17 protein-coding genes are annotated in these 21,568 nt (G+C 61.9%); 7 read left to right on the plus strand and 10 right to left on the minus strand.

What is annotated here, in order from left to right; all coding sequences use genetic code 11:
• Positions 1-14 precede the first annotated feature (14 nt).
• The 3 genes from rraA to ppsA all read right to left on the minus strand — a co-directional run bounded on the left by rraA (position 15) and on the right by ppsA (position 4,164).
• Positions 15-506 (minus strand): ribonuclease E activity regulator RraA, encoded by a 492-nt coding sequence (gene rraA / locus BB029_RS21305; RefSeq protein WP_027603684.1) that lies wholly within the window; start codon positions 504-506, stop codon positions 15-17.
• A 188-nt stretch (positions 507-694) separates the two neighbouring features.
• The gene (locus BB029_RS21310) at positions 695-1,684 is read right to left on the minus strand and encodes an alpha/beta fold hydrolase (RefSeq protein WP_065940679.1); all 990 of its coding nucleotides are present in this window, start codon (positions 1,682-1,684) and stop codon (positions 695-697) included.
• Positions 1,685-1,788: 104 nt separating this feature from the next.
• Positions 1,789-4,164 carry a phosphoenolpyruvate synthase gene (ppsA, locus tag BB029_RS21315; RefSeq protein WP_027603682.1) on the minus strand — a complete coding sequence of 792 codons (2,376 nt, stop codon included), beginning with the start codon at positions 4,162-4,164 and terminating at the stop codon, positions 1,789-1,791.
• 177 nt (positions 4,165-4,341) lie between these two features.
• On the opposite strand from ppsA, the gene BB029_RS21320 reads away from it, so the two are divergent.
• Positions 4,342-5,160, plus strand: coding sequence for a pyruvate, water dikinase regulatory protein (locus BB029_RS21320; protein WP_065940680.1), 819 nt, complete (start codon positions 4,342-4,344; stop codon positions 5,158-5,160).
• 57 nt (positions 5,161-5,217) lie between these two features.
• Here BB029_RS21320 and BB029_RS21325 read toward each other — a convergent pair whose 3' ends face one another.
• A complete protein-coding gene (locus tag BB029_RS21325) occupies positions 5,218-6,642 on the minus strand; it encodes a PLP-dependent aminotransferase family protein (protein WP_065940681.1) in 1,425 nt (474 codons plus the stop codon).
• A 160-nt stretch (positions 6,643-6,802) separates the two neighbouring features.
• Here BB029_RS21325 and BB029_RS21330 point away from each other — a divergent pair, with 160 nt between their 5' ends.
• The 5 genes from BB029_RS21330 to BB029_RS21350 are packed head-to-tail and all read left to right on the plus strand — an operon-like array spanning position 6,803 to position 12,273.
• Positions 6,803-7,696, plus strand: a complete 894-nt coding sequence (locus BB029_RS21330; protein ID WP_161985727.1) for a DMT family transporter — start codon at positions 6,803-6,805, stop codon at positions 7,694-7,696.
• Positions 7,697-7,719: 23 nt separating this feature from the next.
• On the plus strand, positions 7,720-9,582 hold the full coding sequence (gene moeB / locus BB029_RS21335; RefSeq protein WP_065940682.1) for a molybdopterin-synthase adenylyltransferase MoeB: 1,863 nt from the start codon (positions 7,720-7,722) through the stop codon (positions 9,580-9,582).
• Between the two features lie 15 nt (positions 9,583-9,597).
• Complete coding sequence (locus tag BB029_RS21340; protein WP_065940683.1) at positions 9,598-10,512, plus strand: PLP-dependent cysteine synthase family protein; 915 nt, start codon at positions 9,598-9,600, stop codon at positions 10,510-10,512.
• Between the two features lie 37 nt (positions 10,513-10,549).
• Positions 10,550-11,542, plus strand: coding sequence for a serine O-acetyltransferase (locus tag BB029_RS21345; RefSeq protein ID WP_065940684.1), 993 nt, complete (start codon positions 10,550-10,552; stop codon positions 11,540-11,542).
• 2 nt (positions 11,543-11,544) lie between these two features.
• A complete protein-coding gene (locus BB029_RS21350; protein WP_065940685.1) occupies positions 11,545-12,273 on the plus strand; it encodes an alanyl-tRNA editing protein in 729 nt (242 codons plus the stop codon).
• A 57-nt stretch (positions 12,274-12,330) separates the two neighbouring features.
• Here BB029_RS21350 and prpD read toward each other — a convergent pair whose 3' ends face one another.
• The 6 genes from prpD to BB029_RS21380 all read right to left on the minus strand — a co-directional run bounded on the left by prpD (position 12,331) and on the right by BB029_RS21380 (position 20,755).
• Positions 12,331-13,815 carry a 2-methylcitrate dehydratase gene (gene prpD, locus BB029_RS21355; protein WP_065940686.1) on the minus strand — a complete coding sequence of 495 codons (1,485 nt, stop codon included), beginning with the start codon at positions 13,813-13,815 and terminating at the stop codon, positions 12,331-12,333.
• 172 nt (positions 13,816-13,987) lie between these two features.
• Positions 13,988-15,178 carry a 2-methylaconitate cis-trans isomerase PrpF gene (gene prpF / locus BB029_RS21360; protein WP_065940727.1) on the minus strand — a complete coding sequence of 397 codons (1,191 nt, stop codon included), beginning with the start codon at positions 15,176-15,178 and terminating at the stop codon, positions 13,988-13,990.
• 11 nt (positions 15,179-15,189) lie between these two features.
• Entirely contained in the window at positions 15,190-17,784 is a 2,595-nt protein-coding gene (gene acnD, locus BB029_RS21365) for a Fe/S-dependent 2-methylisocitrate dehydratase AcnD (protein WP_065940687.1), read from the minus strand.
• Between the two features lie 200 nt (positions 17,785-17,984).
• Complete coding sequence (gene prpC, locus BB029_RS21370; RefSeq protein WP_065940688.1) at positions 17,985-19,112, minus strand: 2-methylcitrate synthase; 1,128 nt, start codon at positions 19,110-19,112, stop codon at positions 17,985-17,987.
• A gap of 42 nt (positions 19,113-19,154) precedes the next feature.
• Positions 19,155-20,048, minus strand: coding sequence for a methylisocitrate lyase (prpB, locus tag BB029_RS21375; protein WP_065940689.1), 894 nt, complete (start codon positions 20,046-20,048; stop codon positions 19,155-19,157).
• Positions 20,045-20,755 (minus strand): GntR family transcriptional regulator, encoded by a 711-nt coding sequence (locus BB029_RS21380; protein WP_027603669.1) that lies wholly within the window; start codon positions 20,753-20,755, stop codon positions 20,045-20,047. Before BB029_RS21380 ends, prpB begins: the two co-directional genes overlap by 4 nt.
• A gap of 273 nt (positions 20,756-21,028) precedes the next feature.
• Here BB029_RS21380 and BB029_RS21385 point away from each other — a divergent pair, with 273 nt between their 5' ends.
• On the plus strand, positions 21,029-21,565 hold the full coding sequence (locus BB029_RS21385; RefSeq protein ID WP_065940690.1) for an ATP-dependent zinc protease: 537 nt from the start codon (positions 21,029-21,031) through the stop codon (positions 21,563-21,565).
• Positions 21,566-21,568 lie beyond the last annotated feature (3 nt).

The raw sequence follows: 21,568 nt of genomic DNA on the forward strand, positions 1-21,568 counted from the left end.
TCGGTTATTGCGGTTTATTCAGGCATCTGCAGCGGGCTTGGCGAGACGATCACGCCATTATTGTCGGCGTAGATGTACTCACCCGGGCGGAACGTCACACCCGCAAATGTCACTACGACGTTCAGGTCGCCGATGCCGCGCTTATCGGTTTTCATCGGATGACTGGCCAGCGCCTGTACCCCAAGGTCGGTCTGGGCGATCACATCGACATCACGGATGCAGCCATAGATCACCAACCCTTCCCAACCGTTTTTCGCGGCTTTCTCGGCGATCATGTCGCCCAGCAGCGCGCGCCGCAGGGAACCACCACCGTCGACCACCAGCACCTTGCCGGCGCCCGGCTGGTCGGCCTGCTCCTTGACGAGGGAGTTATCTTCGAAACATTTGATGGTGACAATCTCGCCGCCAAAGGAATCTCGGCCGCCGAAGTTGCTGAACATCGGCTCGACTACCTGCACCAGGTCCGGGTAGGCGTCGCACAGGTCGGGGGTCACGTAATGGTTCATTGAAAAATTCCTTTCCGCCAAAGAAGTGTCTTTCGAAAGAAACACCAGCCGGAGCCGGTGCGCAACATCCCATCCGCTTCGTCGTAACGCAATAACCACTGCGCGACTGAATATGACCAGAAGCGTTTAACGCGTCATATATTAGCCGCAACCACACACGAGCGAAACGCCCTTGGCAGAGCCCTGGGTCAAACTACGACCAATGCCTCGGGCTTGGCACCCAATAAAGGTGTCAGCGGATCGTTCAACCATTGCTCAACCAGCGGCCAGACCTCGGCCTGGGCGGCTTTGCTGACGAGCATTTCCACATGCCCGAAATCACCGCTGAACCCTTGCTGGCGCCCCAGGCACAGGTACTGGCGGTGCTCGGAGCCGATCTGCTCGAACAGCTTACGGCACGCCCAGTCCGGATCCTGCTGGTCGCCCGCCGCGCTGACGGCCAGCAGCGGCACATCGACGTCCGCCAGGCCTTTCCACCAATCGCGCTTACCCTCGCCAAAGCGGCCGAACAGGCCATTCCAGCGCATGGCTTCGATCAGCACGCCGGCCGGTTCGTCCTCCGGGCCCCGCTTGAGCCGCGAGCCGGACACTGCGCCGAAGCGCTTCAACAGCAGACGGCCGGTCCACTCCACTGGAGGAAGTTTCAATGGCCAGTGGCTGCGACTGACCTGACAGCCAAACAGTGCCACCGAGGCCACTGCCGGCGCACCCAGGTGCTGCCCACCCAGGGCCGCCGCCAGGGTTGTAGCGCCGAGAGAATGACCTATCCAATGGGGAATCTGCGCACTTTGCTCACGCACAAAGGCGCCAATGGCCGGCAGATCGTAACGCGCGTAGTCGGCGACGCGGTTGCGGGCGTAGTCCTGGTTGCGCCGGGACAGCCCATGACCGCGCATTTCCGGGATCCACACATCGAACCCCTGGCGTGCCAGGTAGGCGCCCAGGCCGATCCCCTTCGGCGAATACCAGAAACGCCGGTTGGAAAAACTGCCGTGCAACAAAATAACCGGTATGCCCCGGTTTTCCGGGACATCGGCCAGGCCCAAACGGGTCACCGCGAGCTCGACGGTACCGTCGGGGCTGTTACCGGGCTTGAGGCGATACACGTCTTCACTCAGGTCGCCACGACGCTCAGCGCTGATCAGGGCGACAGGAAACAGGTTGCTGCTGCTTTGCATAATGCTCTTGCACAAAAAAGGGCGACGTCCGCAAGGATTCCGCCCTGTACAGATAAGAATGCCGGTCACCCTGACGGGGGACCGGCACTTTTGACATGGCAACCTCAGGCGGACGCTTGGCCTTCCGCCAGGAAGAACCAGGTTTCCAGCACGGAGTCAGGGTTCAGAGAAACGCTTTCAATACCCTGCTCCATCAGCCATTTGGCCAGGTCCGGGTGATCGGAAGGGCCCTGGCCGCAGATACCGATGTACTTGCCGGCCTTGTTGCACGCCTGGATGGCGTTGGCCAGCAGCTTCTTGACCGCAGGGTTACGCTCGTCGAACAGGTGGGCGATGATCCCGGAATCGCGGTCCAGGCCCAGGGTGAGCTGGGTCAGGTCGTTGGAGCCGATGGAGAAGCCGTCGAAGAACTCCAGGAACTCTTCGGCGAGGATGGCGTTGGACGGCAGTTCGCACATCATGATCACGCGCAGGCCGTTTTCGCCGCGGGACAGGCCATTTTCGGCCAGCAGGTCCACGACCTGGCTCGCTTCGCCCAGGGTACGGACGAACGGCACCATGATCTCGACGTTGGTCAGGCCCATCTCGTTGCGCACACGCTTGAGGGCGCGGCATTCAAGCTCGAAGCAGTCACGGAACGCTTCGCTGATGTAACGCGAGGCGCCACGGAAGCCCAGCATCGGGTTTTCTTCTTCGGGCTCGTAGAGCTTGCCGCCGATCAGGTTGGCGTATTCGTTGGACTTGAAGTCCGACAGGCGCACGATGACCTTTTTCGGGTAGAACGCCGCCGCCAGGGTGCTGATGCCTTCCACCAGCTTCTCGACGTAGAAGCCCACCGGGTCGTCGTAGCCGGCGATGCGCTTGTCCACGCTTTCCTTGATGTCCAGCGGCAGGCCGTCGTAGTTCAACAGTGCCTTGGGGTGCACGCCGATCATGCGGTTGATGATGAACTCCAGGCGGGCCAGGCCCACACCGGCGTTCGGCAACTGCGCGAAGTCGAAGGCACGGTCCGGGTTGCCGACGTTCATCATGATCTTGAACGGCAGGTCGGGCATGGCGTCGATGGAGTTTTGCTTGATGTCGAAGCCCAGCTCGCCTTCAAAGATGAAGCCGGTGTCGCCTTCGGCACAGGACACGGTCACGCCCTGGCCGTCCTTGAGCAATTGGGTGGCGTTGCCGCAACCGACCACTGCCGGTATCCCCAGTTCGCGGGCGATGATCGCCGCGTGGCAGGTACGCCCGCCACGGTTGGTGACGATGGCGCTGGCACGCTTCATCACCGGCTCCCAGTCCGGGTCGGTCATGTCGGAAACCAGTACGTCGCCAGGCTGGACTTTGTCCATCTCGGACACGTCCTTGATGATCCGCACCTTGCCGGCGCCGATGCGCTGGCCGATGGCACGGCCTTCCACCAGCACGGTGCCGGTTTCTTTCAGCAGGTAGCGTTCCATGACATTGGCCGAGGTGCGGCTCTTCACGGTTTCCGGGCGGGCCTGCACGATGTAGAGCTTGCCGTCGTCACCGTCCTTGGCCCATTCGATGTCCATCGGGCACTGGTAGTGCTTTTCGATGATCATCGCTTGCTTGGCCAATTCGCTGACTTCCGCGTCACTCAGGCAGAAGCGCGCGCGCTCGGCTTTGTCGACGTCTACGGTTTTCACCGAGCGACCGGCCTTGGCCTCGTCGCCGTAGATCATCTTGATCGCCTTGCTGCCCAGGTTGCGGCGCAGGATGGCCGGGCGGCCGGCTTCAAGGGTGTGCTTGTGCACGTAGAATTCGTCCGGGTTGACCGCGCCTTGTACAACGGTTTCGCCCAGGCCGTAGGCGCCGGTGATAAACACCACGTCACGGAAGCCCGACTCGGTGTCGAGGGTGAACATCACGCCTGCGGTGCCGGTTTCCGAACGCACCATGCGCTGCACGCCGGCAGACAGGGCCACCAGCTTATGGTCGAAACCCTGGTGCACACGGTAGGAAATGGCGCGGTCGTTGAACAGCGAGGCAAACACTTCCTTGGCGGCGCGGATCACGTTTTCCACGCCGCGGATGTTGAGGAAGGTCTCTTGCTGGCCGGCGAAGGAGGCGTCGGGCAGGTCTTCGGCGGTGGCCGAGGAGCGCACGGCGACGGCCATGTCCGGGTTGCCGGCCGACAGGGTAGCGAAGGCGGTGCGAATTTCTTCGTTGAGCTTCTCGGGGAACTCGGCTTCCATGATCCATTGGCGGATCTGGGCACCGGTTTTGGCCAGGGCGTTGACGTCATCGACGTCCAGGGCATCCAGCGCGGCGTGGATCTGAGCGTTGAGGCCGCTCAGTTCGAGGAAATCGCGGTAAGCCTGGGCCGTGGTGGCGAAACCACCGGGCACCGACACACCAGCGCCTGCAAGATTACTGATCATCTCGCCGAGGGATGCGTTCTTGCCCCCTACGTGCTCTACATCATGGACGCCGAGCTTATCGAGGGAAACTACGTACTCTACCAAGGTGATCTCTCCACTAACTGTGTTGGAAAAGCTCAGGACGCCGGCTGCTCGTAGGAGCGATTACCCGCGTTTGTGGCCTGGACCTGGAAAATAAGTGAGAATGCGGCCCACTATGGGACGGCAAAATCGCGCCTATCATATCCAAGATTCGTCATCAGCTTAAGGCCCAGGGCTCAAATGAAACGATCTGCTTTCTTTATCTCCGACGGCACCGGCATTACCGCCGAAACCCTGGGTCAGAGCCTGCTCGCGCAGTTCGAAAACAATACCTTCGCCAAATTCACGCGACCCTATATCGACAGCGTGGATAAAGCGCGGGCCATGGTACAACAAATCAATCTGGCGGCTGAAAAAGACGGCTTTCGGCCGATCATTTTCGACACCATCGTCAATCAAGACATCCGTGAGATTCTCGCAACGTCGAATGGTTTCATGATCGACATTTTCTCGACGTTCCTGGCGCCGCTGGAGCTGGAGTTGAGCGAACACTCCTCCTATTCGGTCGGAAAGTCCCATTCCATTGGGCACAACTCCAATTATATGGAGCGTATCGAGGCGGTGAACTTCGCCCTCGACAACGACGACGGCGCCCGCACCCACTACTACGACAAGGCCGACCTGATCCTGGTCGGCGTGTCGCGCTGCGGCAAAACGCCCACCTGCCTGTACATGGCCATGCAATTCGGCATCCGTGCGGCCAACTACCCGCTGACCGAAGACGACATGGAGCACCTGACGCTGCCCGCCGCGCTGCGCGCCCATTCGCACAAGCTGTTCGGCCTGACCATCGACCCGGACCGTCTCACCGCCATCCGCAACGAGCGCAAGCCCAACAGCCGCTACTCCAGCTATGCCCAGTGCGAATTCGAAGTGCGCGAAGTAGAAAATCTGTTCCGTCGCGAGAACATTGCGCATATCAATTCCACGCATTTTTCGGTGGAAGAGATTTCGGCGAAGATTCTGGTGGAGAAAGGTGTGGAACGGCGCTTCAAATAATGCCTTGAGACACTGTTTTACTGTGGTGAGCCTGCTCACAGCATGGACGTCCACCCGCTAAAGGTGAAACCGCCCTCCCCCTTGCCCCAACGCCGTCGCCAATGCATCAAACCCCGCCCGCAACAACTGATCATCCCCCGACGTATTGCAGATACTCGCCCGAATGAACTGCGGCACCGCCGTCTGCCCTACGGCAAACGCCTCGGCGGTGGCGATCAGGTAATTATTCTGCTTGAGTTCCGCCTCGATTTCCGATGCGCGCCAGGGCTCCGGCACTTCGATCCAGAAGTGCGGGCTGTTCAGGTGGGTGCGGTACGCCAGGCCGGCCAACAAGTCCTGGACCAGGGTCTTGCGGCGGCTGATCTCGTTGATCTGTTGGCGCAGCAGGTATTCCGCCGTGCCGTTTTCGATCCACTGCGTCGCCAGCTCCAGGGTCACCGGCGTGGCCATCCAGCAGGTGGAGCGCAAGGCCGCCGAGATACGGCTGACCAGCGCCGGGGGCGCATGTACATAACCCACACGCAGCCCGGCAGACACGGCCTTGCTCAAGCTGCTGATCAAAATCGTACGTTCGGGGGCGAAATGGCTGAGGGGCGGTGGACGGTCTTCAACCAATACGCCGTGGGCTTCGTCCTCAAGAATCAGCAGATTATGTTCCCGGCACACCTTCACCAAGGCTTCACGGCGCGCCACCGATAACACCGCCGTGGTCGGGTTCTGGATGGTCGGCGTGCAATACAACGCTGAAACCCGGTGATTACGACAGACTTCATCCAGCGCGCTCGGCAGCACGCCTTCTTCGTCCATCTCCAGGCCGATCAGGCGGATACCCAGCATGCGTGCGGCGGTGATCAGCCCCGGGTAAGTCAATTGTTCGGTGACCACCGTATCGCCGGCGCGCAGCAGGGCCATCATCGCGCACAGAAGGCCATGCTGGCCGCCGTTGACGCAGATCACCTGCTCGGGGATCGGATGAAAATCACACTGCACCAGCCACTGCGCGCCCGCGTCGCGATAACGCGGCAGGCCGGCATCGGGGGTGTAGGCGCTGATGTCCTGGAGGAACTTGGCGTTGGTCGACAGGGTTTGGAAGCTCTGTGCCAGGAAGGTGGTTTCCTGACCCGGGATATGCATGTTGCGGCTCATGTCGAAGTACTGGCGCGGCTCCTCGCTGAAGTTACGAAAGCCTTCATCACGCTGGCGCTCCATCCCACGCTTGCGGACGAAAGTGCCGTCACCCACTCGCGCTACCACCAACCCCAGACGCTCCAGCTCACCGTAGGCCCGGCTGATGGTGCCGATGGTCACCCCCAGGTTGTCGGAAAGCACCCGATGAGGCGGCAGTTTTCGTCCCGGCTCAATCAAGCCTTCGAGGATGCCCCGTTCCATGACATCGGACAGGCGCTTGTACTTCACGCCCTGCCCGTTGGACAACCCCTCACGCATAATTGACACCATGTCAATATTTGTTTTGACAGCCATCTTTCGCCCTAATAGTGTGCTTTTACGGGTTCAATCGCCGAATTTCATAACTCATTACAAGTTCAATATAGAGTTCAATTCAGGCTCAGGGAAGCAATAAACGATGCCAATGTCCGCCGTTCTCGAAAACACCGCCAAAACCAAAACGCAAAAACAGTGGCTGGCCGGGCTGGTAACCAGCGTGATGTTCCTGATCGTGTGCCTGAGTTGGGGTACCACGTGGCTGGGGATCAAGATCGCCGTGGAGAGTGTGCCGCCGCTGACGTCCGCCGGCCTGCGCTTCCTGATCGCCTTCCCGCTGTTCCTGTGCTTTGCCAAGGTGCGCCGCGAACCGATCCTGTTTCCCCGCGAGAGTCGCTGGTTCTTCGTGTTCGTGACCCTGTCCTACTTCAGCGTGCCCTACTACCTGCTCAACTACGGCGAGATGCATGTGTCATCCGGTCTCACCGCCCTGCTGTTCAGTTGCATGCCGGTATTCATCCTGATTTTCTCCGCGTTGTTCCTGCGCGAGCGCATCTATTTTTCCCAGGTGGTCGGCATCGGTATCGGCTTCGGCAGCCTCTACATGATCATCAGGAGCCAGGGCCTGCACCTGGACCACGCCGAGTTCCTGGGGGTACTGGCGATCCTGGCGGCCGCGATCATGCACGCCTTGTGCTACGTCATCACCAAGCAAAAAGGCAGCGCCATCAGCGTGATCACCTACAACACCCTGCCCATCGGCATTGCCGGGCTGATGCTGTTCGTGGCCGGGTTGTGGTTTGAGACGCCGACCTTCGAAGCCATCACCCTGCGCTCCTGGAGCGCGCTGTTCTACCTGGGGCTGGTAGCCTCGGTGGGTGGGTTCATCGTGTATTTCATGCTGCTCAAGCGCTTGAGCCCGATCATCCTGTCGTTCGTGTTCATCATCTTCCCGGTGTTCGCGGTGATCATCGGCGCCTGGTACGAAGGCGTGGCGATTTCCCGCGACCTGATGCTGTATTCGGCCATCCTGCTGGCCGGCTTTGCGATCACCAAGTTGCCCATTGAAAAACTCCTGGCCAAGAAAAATTGACCCGCCATCAACGCGAGAGAAACATGGACGTCCTCCGCCCAAAAGCCCTGGAACAGATCTACGCCCACGCCAGCCGCAGCTACCCCGAGGAATGCTGCGGCTTTGTCTTCGCCGACGGCAGCGTGTACCTGGGCAGCAACATCCAGAACGAACTGCACCGCAAAAACCCAGAGATGTACCCGCGCAGCGCGGCCAATGGCTACACCTTCTCGGTGGCCGACACCCTGCTGATGAACAAGGCGTTTCGCAGCGACAACCCGGTGGTGGTGATCTACCACTCCCACCCGGATGTCGGCGCCTATTTCAGCGATGAAGACCAGGACAAGGCCCTGTTCATGGGCGAGCCGATCTACCCCGTCAGTTACCTGGTAGTCGACGTTCGCCGGGGCCAGGCCCTGGGTTCAAAACTGTTTGCCTGGGATGGCGAGCATTTCACCCTTAACCCCTTCAACGACCTGCACACGGAGTTGTCCATGAACGCTGTCTCTTTCCCCGACATTCTGGTTCGCGTGGCCAAGCTGCCGGAATCGACCCTCGAGGGCGCCGGATCGACATTGCGCGAAGTCATTGAAAACCTCTGCAGCAGCCACCCGCAGTTGCGCGCCCATCTGTTTCACGAAAAGAACAACCAGCTCAAGGAACACTTCCTGTTCACCGCCCAGGAAGAGCTGATCGGCGCCGATGACCGGCTGCCGGAAAAAGCCCGCATCGAAGTGCTGCTCGCCACCTCCGGCGGTATGGACGTCGACAGCCTCAGCAACGAGGAAGTGCAACGTTATGTGCGCCATATCACCCTGCCCGGCGTCGGCCGCGAAGGCCAGTTGAACCTCAAGAAAGCCAAGGTCCTGATCATCGGCACCGGCGGCCTGGGCTCGCCCATCAGCCTGTACCTGGCAGCGGCCGGTGTCGGTACCCTGGGGCTGGTGGATTTCGACGTGGTGGAAAGCAGCAACCTGCAACGCCAGATCGTCCACGGCAACAGCACCCTGGGCATGCCCAAGGTCGAGTCGGCCAAGCAGCGCTTGCAGGACCTCAACCGCCATATCCAGATCAACGCCCACGACACCGCCCTGAACGCCGACAACGCCCTGGAACTGGTAGGCGCCTATGACCTGGTCATCGACGGCACCGACAATTTCGACACCCGCTACCTGGTCAACGACGCCTGCGTGCAACTGGGCAAACCCCTGGTGTACGGCGCCATCTACCGCTTCGACGGGCAGATCAGCGTGCTCAACTACCGAGGCGGGCCGTGCTACCGCTGCCTGTTCCCCAGCGCACCGCCCGCGGAACTGGCGCCCAATTGCAGCGCCGGAGGGGTGATCGGCGTGCTTCCCGGGGTGGTCGGGATGATCCAGGCCACCGAGGCGATCAAACTGTTGATCGGCATTGGCGAGCCCCTGTCCGGCCGCCTGATGCGCTTCGATGCACTGGCGATGAAGTTCAGCGAAATCCGTTTCAAGCGCCGTGCCGACTGCCCGTGCTGCTCCGACCTGCGCCACAGCGAAACCCTGGCGCCAGCCGTCTGTGCGGACGCCGTGCCCAGCCAACCGTCCCTGGCCGAAGAGCGCTACATCAAGCCGCGCGTACTCCAGCAGGTACTCGAACACCCCAGCAGCGCCGACGTGCTGCTGGATGTGCGCGACGCCAGCGAACTGGAGGTGTGCAAATTACCGGGGGTGGTGCACATCCCCCTGGCCGAGCTGGATGGCCAGCTCGGGCGCCTCAGCCGCGACAACACCCATTACCTGATCTGCTACGCCGGCACCCGCGCCGAGCAAGCGGCCAGCACCCTGTTGGCGGCGGGTTTCGCCAACACCAAAGTCCTGCAAGGCGGCATGAAGCACTGGGTTCGCGACGTCGAACCCGACATGCCGTTGTACTGACCCGGGGACTGACCGATGCTGCATAACTCTATCCTCGACGCCATCGGCCATACGCCGATCGTCCGCCTGGCGCAGTTTTCCGAAGACCTCGGCATCGAGGTCTACGCCAAGCTCGAATCCCTCAACCCGGGGGGCAGCCACAAGGCGCGCATCGCCCTCGGCATGATCCTCGACGCCGAGCGGCGCGGCGTGCTGATCCGTGACTCCGGGCAAACCATCATCGAACCCAGCGGCGGCAATACCGGCATCGGCCTGGTGATGGCCGGCAACGTGCTGGGCTACAAGGTGGTGCTGGTGATCCCGGACAACTACAGCCCCGAAAAACAGAAGCTGCTGCGCCTGTACGGCGCCAAGGTGGTGCTCTCCGACAGCCGCCTCGGCAACAATTCCCACGGTGAAAAATGCATGGAGTTGCAGCTGGAAAACCCCAGCTACGTGATGCTCAACCAGCAACGCAACGGCGCCAACCCGCAAACCCACCGTGACACCACCGCGCCGGAAATCCTGCGCGCCTTCGGTGATCGCCGTGTTGACTATTTCGTCAGCGGCATCGGCACCGGCGGCCATATCACCGGTATCGGCGAAACCCTCAAGGCCGCCTGGCCAGCCCTGCGCGTGATGGGCGTGGAGCCCGAAGAATGCGACCTGCTGAAGAACCAGCACGCGCCGCACCATATCCAGGGCCTGTCGATCGGCCTGATCCCGAGCATCCTCAATCTGGAGGTGATCGACGGCATGCTCAAGGTCTCGCGCCAGGACTGCATCGACATGATGAAACGCATCATGCGCACCGACGCCATCAGCCTGGGCCTGTCCTCCGCCGCCAACATGGTGGCCATCGCCAGGCTCGCCCCCGAATTGCCGCCCGAAACGGTGGTGTTGACCATGGTCTACGACAATGCCGACAGCTACCTGCCCAGTTTCGAATAACCGGTTTTCCAACCAGCCAGAATGCGGGGATGCCTCCATGGGCGGCTTTATCGACATGCAACAGTTGCACGATGAGTTGCTTACCCAGCTCATCAAGACCCTCACCCCCATGCAGATGAAACAGCTGGAGCCGCACCTTGCGCCGCTGATCCAGAATGCCGCCCAGGCGGTGGCCGAAGACCTGATCGCATATGCCTATCGCGATCCGGCATCCCGTGGCCGCGGCGAACTGATCCTGGAGTCCTACGCGTCGTTCAAGGCGGTGCTCTATTACCGGCTTGCGCATCAGGTGTGGAATTTCCCCGACCAGACCAACGGCGTGTTTTCACGCATCGCCCTCAAGCTGAGCAACCAGGGCAAGGTCCTGTCCGGGGCCGAAATCCACCCGGCAGCACGTATCGGCCGGCGCTTTGTGCTCGACCACGGCTACGGCACGGTAATCGGCGAAACCTGCGAGATCGGCAACGACTGCTACATCCTCTGCGGCGTGACCCTGGGCGCCCGCGGCATCGCCAACAACCCCGATGGCAAGCGTCATCCGCGCCTGGGCAACAATGTCGAAGTCGGCTCCGGCGCCCGGGTGCTGGGCTATGTGCTGATCGGCGACAACGTGTTTATCAGCCCTTCCTGTGTGATCACCCAGGACGTACCCGCCGGCACCAAGGTGAAGGTGGTGAACCAGATCCAACTGCAAAAAAACGATGAATCGGACCACAGCAACTACCTCGGGGCCTTCGCCCTGGATGAGCGCCTGCACGTGGTCGGCGAGGTCAATGCCAGCCACAAGGTCACGGTGCTGGACGCCGACTTTCATCCGTTGCAAGGCCTGATGCTGGAGCCAACGGTGAAGGAACGTCACCACCTGCAATTCAGGCTGCACCGCCTCGAATCCGGCAACTACCTGCCGCGCCTGCCGCTGAACCTGAAAGTCTGCGGGCCGGAATTCGAAATCACCCTGCTCTCCCCCCCTGGCTTGAGCGCGATGGTGCGCCACCTGCTGCAAGCCAGCCCACTGATCGTCGGAGGTTGAACATGTCCGTGCACACCATGGAAACCCTGGCGCTGTTTGACAGCGCGCCCTACCAGAACGCATTCAGCGCCCGGGTGATTGCCGTCAGCGAACACGGCATCGCCCTGGAGCACACCCTGTTCTACCCCACCGGCGGCGGCCAACCCGGCGATACCGGCCACCTGACCCTGGCGGACGGTACCCGGGTCGACGTGACCGGCACGGTGCGCGACCCGGTGCTGCGTTCGATCATCTGGCACCAGGTGGAACACTGCCCCGAGCAACTGGTCGCCGGCGTGATGGTGAACGCCGGCCTGGATTGGGAGCGGCGCTACCAGCACATGAAAATGCACACCTGCCTGCACCTGCTGTGCTCGCTCATCGACGCACCGGTGACCGGTTGCAGCATCAGTGCCGATAAAGGCCGCCTGGATTTCGACCTGCCGGAAATGACCCTCGACAAGGACAGCATCACCCGCGACCTCAACGCGCTGATCGAACAGGCCCACGAGGTGAAGACCCTGTCAATGCCGGCTTCGGAGTACGCCACCCTGCTGCAGATCACCCGCACCCAGGCGGTTGCGCCGCCGGTGATCCAGGGCTCGGTACGGGTGATTGAAATCGGCGGGATCGATATCCAGCCATGCGGCGGTACCCATGTGCTCAACACCGAGGAAATCGGCCGGGTGTTCTGCGAGAAGATCGAGAAGAAGAGCAAGCACAACCGCCGGGTGATCCTGCGGTTTGAGTGAACGCAACAACTGTGGGAGGGGGCTTGCCCCCCCACATTTTTAGTTTTGCGTCGCCTGCTAGATGACGAACAGGTCCACGAAACGATTGACCGGCGTGGCCTCGAGCTTCGCCTGGTCCGTGCACAACGCAAAGATCTCGGCACTGCGCTGGGCGGTAAAGCGCGTGGCCAGGTTGGCCTTGAACTTGTCTTCCAGCAACGCAATGCCCTCCACTCGACGACGGCGATGGCCGATCGGGTATTCCACCGCCACTTGCTCGGTGCTGGAGCCATCCTTGAAGAACACCTGCACCGCATTGGCGATGGAACGCTTGTCGGCTTCCAGGTATTCACGGCTGTAGCGTGGGTCTTCGACGATGACCATCTTGTCGCGCAACTGATCAATAATCGGGTGAGCGGCGTGGAATGCATCCTCGTAGTGCTCGGCCACCAGGTTGCCGAATGCCAGGGGCACGGCGGTCATGTATTGCAGGCAATGGTCGCGGTCGGCGGCGTTGGCCAGTGGCCCGGCCTTGGAGATGATGCGAATCGCCGACTCATGGGTGGTGATCACGATGCGCTCGATGTCGTGCAGGCGATCCTTGACCAACGGATGCAAGGTCACCGCAGCTTCACAGGCGGTCTGCGCGTGGAACTCGGCGGGGAAGCTGATCTTGAACAGCACGTTTTCCATCACGTAGGTGCCATACGGCTGGGACAGGCTGAACGCACGCTTGTCCTCGGGCTTGAGCGCCAGGTCGTTGTTGGTGTGGCTGAACAGCACGTCGTAGAAGCCCCATTGCGGCGCGCTCAGCACACCAGGGATGCCCATTTCGCCGCGCAGGGCGATATCCGCCAGGCGCACGCCGCGACTCGACGCATCCCCCGCCGCCCAAGATTTGCGCGAGCCGGCATTCGGCGCATGGCGATAAGTGCGCAAGGCCTGGCCATCGACGAAGGCGTGAGACAGCGCCGACAGCAATTGCTCACGGTTGGCGCCCATCAGCTTGGCGGTGACCGCCGTGGAGGCAACTTTCACCAATAGCACATGGTCGAGGCCGACGCGGTTGAACGAGTTTTCCAGGGCAATCACACCCTGGATTTCGTGGGCCATGATCATCGCATCCAGCACCGCGCGCACCGTCAGCGGTGCGTCGCCATTGGCCACGCGCTGTTGCGACAGGTGATCCGCCACGGCAAGGATGCCGCCGAGGTTATCCGAGGGATGCCCCCATTCGGCGGCGAGCCAGGTGTCGTTGTAGTCGAGCCAGCGCACGATGCAACCAATGTCCCAGGCCGCCTTGACCGGGTCCAGGCGAAACGAGGTGCCCGGCACCCGCGCGCCAAACGGCACCACCGTGCCTTCAACCATCGGCCCCAGGTGCTTGGTGCACTCGGGAAAACGCAGGGCCAGCAGGCCGCAACCGAGGGTGTCCATCAGGCAGTTGCGGGCGGTGTCCAAGGCGGCCTGGGACTCGATCCGGTAGTTGAGGACATAGTCGGCAATGTCCTGCAAAACCTGGTCGTAGTCGGGGCGGTTGTTCTGGTCGACGTTGGTGCTCATGGCAGATCTCCAAAAATGGGTGGGGTCAATCCTCGGGCTAACGGTTATGGGAAGCAGATCTTGGATGCCTGCCTTTTGGAATAGAGATCCTCTGTGGGAAGGGCTTACCCTAATGCCAGTTCACATCGCCTCCTACAAAAAGCCTCCTCCCACATTGGATCTGTGCAGGGTTTTAGAAGGCGTCGCCGGGTACGCGGACGAAACCTTCCATCAACACCCGCGCACTGCGGCTCATGATGGCTTTCTTCACCACCCACTCACCGTCCACCTGGGTGGCTTCAGCCCCCACGCGCAAGGTGCCGGAGGGATGCCCGAAGCGCACGGCATTACGTTCAATACCGCCCGCAGCGAGGTTGACCAAGGTCCCCGAAATCGCCGCCGCCGTGCCGATCGCCACCGCCGCCGTGCCCATCATCGCGTGGTGCAGCTTGCCCATGGACAGGGCGCGCACCAGCAAATCCACATCGCCGGCCTTGATCGCCTTGCCACTGGACGCCACGTAGTCGGCAGGCTTGGCCACGAACGCCACCTTCGGCGTGTGCTGGCGCTGGGCCGCTTCGTCGAGGTGTTTGATCAGCCCCATGCGCAACGCGCCATAGGCCCGTACGGTCTCGAACATCGCCAGGGCCTTGGGGTCGCTGTTGATCGCGCCTTGCAGCTCGGTGCCGGTGTAGCCGAGGTCTTCGGCGTTGATGAAAATCGTCGGGATGCCGGCGTTGATCAGCGTGGCCTTGAAGGTGCCGACACCCGGCACTTCCAGATCGTCGACCAGGTTGCCGGTGGGGAACATCGAGCCGCCGCCGCCCTCTTCTTCCGCCGCCGGGTCCATGAATTCCAGCTGCACTTCGGCCGCCGGGAAGGTCACGCCGTCCAGCTCGAAGTCGCCGGTTTCCTGCACCGCCCCGTCGGTGATCGGCACATGGGCGATGATGGTCTTGCCGATATTGGCCTGCCAGACCCGCACCACGGCCACGCCGTTATGGGGCACGCGGGCCGCATCGACCAACCCGGCGCTGATAGCGAACGAACCCACCGCCGCCGACAGGTTGCCGCAGTTGCCACTCCAGTCGACAAAGGGCTTGTCGATGGAGACCTGGCCAAACAGATAGTCCACGTCATGATCGGCGCGGGTGCTTTTGGCGAGGATCACGGTTTTGCTGGTGCTCGATGTAGCGCCGCCCATGCCGTCGATTTGCTTGTCGTAGGGATCGGGGCTGCCGATCACCCGTAGCAGCAAGGCATCCCGCGCCGCTCCCGGCACCTGCGCCGACTCGGGCAGGTCCTGGAGGCGAAAAAATACACCCTTGCTGGTGCCGCCCCGCATATAGGTGGCGGGGATCTTGATTTGCGCTGCGTGTGCCATGGTCATCCTCTTCAGGCAGTGGTCGCCGATTCCAGGAAATCCTGGGCAAACCGTTGCAATACGCCGCCGGCTTCGTAGATCGACACTTCTTCGGCGGTGTCCAGGCGGCACGTCACCGGCACCTCGACACGTTCGCCATCCTTGCGATTGATCACCAGCGTCAGCTGCGCACGCGGGGTACGTTGGCCGATCACGTCGTAGGTTTCGCTGCCATCAATCTGCAAGGTGTGACGGTCGGTGCCCGGCAGGAACTCCAGCGGCAGCACGCCCATGCCTACCAGGTTGGTGCGGTGGATGCGCTCGAAACCTTCGGCGGCAATCGCTTCCACACCCGCCAGGCGCACGCCCTTGGCCGCCCAGTCGCGGGACGAGCCCTGGCCGTAGTCGGCGCCGGCAATGATGATCAGCGGCTGCTTGCGCTCCATGTAGGTTTCGATGGCTTCCCACATCCGCGTGACCTGGCCTTCCGGTTCGATCCGCGCCAGGGAGCCCTGCTTGACCTTGCCGTTCTCCCGCACCATTTCGTTGAACAGTTTCGGGTTGGCGAACGTCGCGCGCTGGGCGGTCAGGTGGTCGCCACGGTGGGTGGCGTAGGAGTTGAAGTCGACTTCCGGCAGGCCCATTTTCGCCAGGTATTCGCCGGCGGCGCTGTCGAGCATGATCGCGTTGGACGGCGACAGGTGATCGGTGGTGATGTTGTCCGGCAGCACTGCCAGCGGGCGCATGCCCTTGAGCGGCCGCGCACCGGCCAGCGCGCCTTCCCAGTACGGTGGGCGACGGATATAGGTGCTCTGCGGGCGCCAGTCGTACAGCGGCGCGACTTTCGGGCCGGTGTCTTCGTGGATCGCGAACATCGGGATATACACCGCGCGAAACTGCTCCGGCTTGACCGAGGCCTTGACCACTGCGTCGATTTCTTCGTCGCTCGGCCAGATGTCCTGCAGGCGGATTTCCTTGCCGTCGGCGTCCAGGCCGAGCACGTCCTTCTCGATGTCGAAACGGATGGTGCCGGCAATCGCATAGGCCACCACCAGCGGCGGCGAAGCCAGGAACGCCTGCTTGGCGTACGGGTGGATACGCCCGTCGAAGTTGCGGTTGCCCGAGAGCACGGCGGTGGCGTACAGGTCGCGGTCGATGATCTCTTGCTGGATCACCGGGTCGAGTGCACCGGACATACCGTTACAGGTGGTGCAGGCAAACGCCACCACGCCAAAGCCGAGCTTTTCCAGCTCATGGCCCAGGCCGGCGTCTTCCAGGTACATGGCCACGGTTTTCGAACCCGGCGCCAGGGACGACTTGACCCAAGGTTTGCGCGTCAGCCCAAGCCTGTTGGCGTTGCGCGCCAGCAGCCCGGCGGCGATCACGTTGCGCGGGTTACTGGTGTTGGTGCAACTGGTGATGGCGGCGATGATCACCGCGCCGTCGGGCATTTGCCCCGGCACTTCATCCCACTGGCCGGAGATGCCCTTGGCGGCCAGGTCGCGGGTAGCGACGCGGGCGTGCGGGTTGCTCGGGCCAGCCATGTTGCGCACCACGCTGGACAGGTCGAAGGTGAGGCCACGCTCGTATTGCGCGCCTTTAAGGTCATCCGCCCACAGGCCGGTGTGGCGGGCGTATTGCTCGACCAGGGCGACTTGCTCGTCTTCGCGGCCGGTGAGTTTCAGGTAGGCGATGGTCTGCTGGTCGATATAAAACATGGCCGCCGTGGCGCCGTATTCCGGGGCCATGTTGGAGATGGTCGCGCGGTCGCCGAGGGTCAGTTTGGACGCGCCTTCACCGAAGAACTCCAGCCAGGCGCCGACCACTTTCTGTTGGCGCAGGAACTCGGTCAGGGCCAGCACCATATCGGTGGCGGTGATGCCCGGCAGCAGCTGGCCGGTCAGTTCGACGCCGACGCTTTCCGGCAGGCGCATCCACGACGCGCGGCCGAGCATGACGCTCTCGGCTTCAAGGCCGCCGACGCCAATGGCGATCACGCCCAACGCATCGACGTGAGGGGTGTGGCTGTCGGTGCCGACGCAGGTATCCGGGAAGGCCACACCGTCACGCACCTGGACCACCGGGGACATTTTCTCCAGGTTGATCTGGTGCATGATGCCGTTGCCCGGCGGGATCACGTCGACGTTCTTGAAGGCCTTTTTGGTCCACTCGATAAAGTGGAAGCGGTCTTCGTTGCGACGGTCTTCGATGGCGCGGTTTTTCTCGAACGCGTCCGGGTCGAAACCGCCGGCTTCGACGGCCAGGGAGTGGTCGACGATCAATTGGGTCGGTACCACCGGATTGACCTGGGCCGGGTCGCCGCCTTGCAGGGCGATGGCGTCACGCAGGCCGGCGAGGTCGACCAGGGCGGTCTGGCCGAGGATGTCGTGACACACCACGCGGGCCGGGAACCAGGGGAAGTCGAGGTCGCGCTTGCGTTCGATCAACTGGCTCAGGGATGCGTTGAGGGTGGCCGGGTCGCAGCGGCGCACCAGGTTCTCGGCAAGCACACGAGAGGTGTAGGGCAACGTGGCATAGGCGCCGGGGCTGATTGCATCGACAGCCGCGCGGGCGTCGAAGTAATCCAGGCGGCTGCCGGGGAGCGGTTTGCGAAATTCAGTGTTCATCGTCAGGACTCGGTCACGGTGATTGCAAAAGGAAGACCTGGGCCGATCCGGAATTGAAATGCGATCCAAATGTGGGAGGGGGCTTGCCCCCGATAGCGGTGTGTCATTCAACACCTATGGCAACTGATAAACCGCCATCGGGGGCAAGCCCCCTCCCACACTGGGTCCGGTTTCCACTTCGGGATCGTCGGTGTTCCCATTCAGCGACGTTCGATTGGCACGAACTTGCGCTGTTCGACGCCGGTGTACTCGGCGCTTGGACGGATGATGCGGTTGTTGGCGCGCTGTTCAAACACATGCGCGGCCCAGCCGGTAAGCCGCGAGCAGACGAAGATCGGCGTGAACAGCTTGGTCGGGATGCCCATGAAGTGGTACGCCGAGGCATGGTAAAAATCAGCGTTGGGGAACAGTTTTTTCTGTTCCCACATGGTCTTGTCGATGGCTTCGGAGACCGGGAACAACACGGTGTCGCCCACTTCGTCGGCGAGCTTTTTCGACCAACCCTTGATCACTTCATTGCGCGGGTCGTTGTCTTTGTAGATCGCGTGGCCGAAGCCCATGATCTTGTCCTTGCGGGCCAGCATGCCGAGGGTGCCTTCGACAGCTTCCTCTGCCGAACCGAAACGCTCGATCATTTCCATCGCCGCTTCGTTGGCACCGCCGTGCAGCGGGCCGCGCAGGGAGCCGATGGCGGCGGTGACGCAGGAATACAGGTCGGACAGGGTCGAGGCACACACCCGCGCGGTGAAGGTCGAGGCGTTGAATTCGTGCTCGGCGTAGAGGATCAACGACACGTTCATGACTTTTTCATGCAGTTCGCTCGGCTTCTTGCCGTGCAGCAGGTGCAGGAAATGGCCGCCGATGCTCGGCTCGTCGGTCACGCAGTCGATGCGCTTGCCGTCGTGGCTGAAGCGGTACCAGTAGCACATGATCGCCGGGAACGCGGCGAGCAGGCGGTCGGTCACGTCGCGTTGCACGCTGAAGTCTTTTTCCGGCTCGATATTGCCGAGGAACGAGCAACCGGTGCGCATCACATCCATCGGGTGGGCGTCGGCGGGGATGCGTTCGAGCACTTCTTTCAGCGCTTGCGGCAGGTCACGCAGCGTGCTCAGCCTGGCGCTGTAGGCGGCCAATTCGGCCTGGGTCGGCAGTTCGCCGTACAACAGCAGATAAGCGACCTCTTCAAACTGTGCATCGGCAGCCAGTTCGCGCACGTCGTAGCCACGGTAAGTCAGGCCGGCTCCGGCCTGGCCCACGGTGGACAGTGCGGTCTGCCCGGCGACCTGGCCACGCAGGCCGGCACCACTCAGTACTTTTGCTTCAGCCATGGTTTTTCTCCAATTTTGTCGTTATTCAGGGAGGCGTGTTCGTCACTTTTTCGCGGCGAACAGCGCGTCAAGCTTCTGCTCGAAGGTGTGGTAGTCGATGCGATCGTAAAGCTCCATGCGGGTTTGCATGGTGTCGATCACGTTCTGTTGCGTGCCGTCGCGACGGATCGCGGTGTAGACGTTCTCGGCGGCCTTGTTCATGGCACGGAAGGCCGACAGCGGGTACAGCACGATGGAAACATCGGCAGATTTCAACTGTTCGGTGGTGTACAGCGGCGTGGCGCCGAACTCGGTGATGTTGGCCAGGATCGGCGCCTTCACACGGGCGGCGAACAGTTTGTACATTTCCAGTTCAGTGATGGCTTCCGGGAACACCATGTCGGCGCCGGCCTCGATGCAGGCGGCGGCACGCTCCAGGGCGGACTCCAGGCCTTCCACGGCCAGCGCGTCGGTGCGCGCCATGATCACGAAGCTGTCATCGGTGCGCGCGTCCACGGCGGCCTTGATGCGGTCGACCATTTCCTGCTGGGACACGATCTCTTTGTTCGGACGATGGCCGCAGCGCTTGGCGCCGACCTGGTCTTCGATATGGATGGCGGCGGCGCCGAACTTGATCATTGATTTGACCGTGCGCGCGACGTTGAACGCCGAGGAGCCGAAGCCGGTGTCCACGTCCACCAGCAGCGGCAGGTCGCAGACGTCGGTGATACGGCGCACGTCGGTGAGTACGTCATCCAGGCCGGTGATGCCCAGGTCCGGCACGCCGAGGGAACCGGCCGCCACCCCGCCACCCGACAGGTAGATCGCCTTGAAGCCGGCGCGCTTGGCCAGCAGCGCATGGTTGGCGTTGATCGTACCGACCACCTGCAAGGGGTGCTCGCTGGCGACCGCGTCACGGAAACGCTGGCCGGGGGTGCTTTTATTGTTCGAACTCATGACTCACCTCTATCAGGGGCGCCGCCTGGGAAATGACGGGCAATATTGCGTTTGGAAGCACCGATATGCCGGCGCATCAACAACTCGGCCAGTTCACCGTCGCGATCGGCAATCGCATCAAGAATGCGGTGATGCTCGGCAAAGGCCTGGCGTGGACGATTTGGGGTGGCGGAGAACTGGATGCGGTACATGCGCACCAGTTGGTACAGCTCGCCGCAGAGCATTTGGGTGAGGGTGCGGTTACCCGCACCTTGAATGATCCGGTAATGAAAATCGAAGTCGCCTTCCTGCTGGTAATAGCCGACACCCGCCTGGAACGCGGCGTCGCGCTCGTGGGTGTGCAGCACTTGGCGCAATTCTTCGATTTCCGCGTCGGTCATGCGCTCGGCGGCCAGGCGACAGGCCATGCCTTCCAGGGACTCGCGGATTTCATACAGTTCAACCAGCTCGGCGTGGCTCAAGGACACGACCCGGGCGCCCACATGGGGCACGCGCACCAGCAGGCGCTGGCCTTCCAGGCGGTGGATCGCCTCGCGCAGCGGGCCACGGCTGATGCCGTAGGTGCGGGCCAGTTCCGGCTCGGAAATCTTGCTGCCGGGCGCGATCTCACCCTTGACGATGGCGGCCTGGATGCGTCGGAAGACGTTCTCGGACATCGTTTGGGATTCGTCCGACGCCATTATCGGAGCTTCTGATTGACCCAGCATATTGTCGACACCTTTGAAAGCAATGCGGCAAAAACTAGCCAATAAACCGCGACCAGTCAAAGAATAAATCGATATTGTCGACAATCGTCTAATAATCCCGGCTATATCCCCTCAAGGCATGGCCGGCTGCCAGCGCTGGCGCCAGAAAAGCATCATGTTAGAATGCCCGCCGCATTTGCCTGACATCACTTGATGAAACGGCGCACGAAGGGAGCTTGCGCAGCAATGCCAGTCGCCTTGAATTGAACATCGCACTGCACCGCCTCAGGATCTATGAGACTCAAGCCCTTCCCCCTGTTGTTTTGCCTATTGTCCATACCGAGCCTTGGCGCTGCCGCCGAGAAGACCGTGTATGGCCTCAATGAATACGCGCAGTTGGCCGGCATCGACCTGGAAGTAGCCGCCAAGCTCGACACCGGCGCCAAGACCGCCTCCCTCAGCGCCCGTGACATCAAGCGTTTCAAGCGCAACGGCGAATCCTGGGTGCGCTTCTACCTGGCCATCGACACCGCCCATTCCCATCCCATCGAACGCCCCCTGGCCCGCGTCAGCAAGATCAAGCGTCGCGCCGGCGACTACGACCCCGATGAGGACAAGAACTACACCGCCCGTCCTGTGATTGCCCTGGATATCTGCATAGGCACCGCTTTACGCAGCATCGAAGTGAACTTGACTGACCGCAGCGCTTTCCAATACCCGCTGCTGATCGGCTCCGAAGCGCTCAAACGCTTTGATGCGCTGGTCGACCCCAGTCTTAAATACGCAGCAGGCAAACCTGCCTGCGCCGCCGACGCTCATACCGCCGAGTAAACC

It is taken from the genome of Pseudomonas sp. S3E12 (assembly GCF_001702295.1).
Classification (GTDB): Bacteria; Pseudomonadota; Gammaproteobacteria; order Pseudomonadales; family Pseudomonadaceae; genus Aquipseudomonas; species Aquipseudomonas marginalis.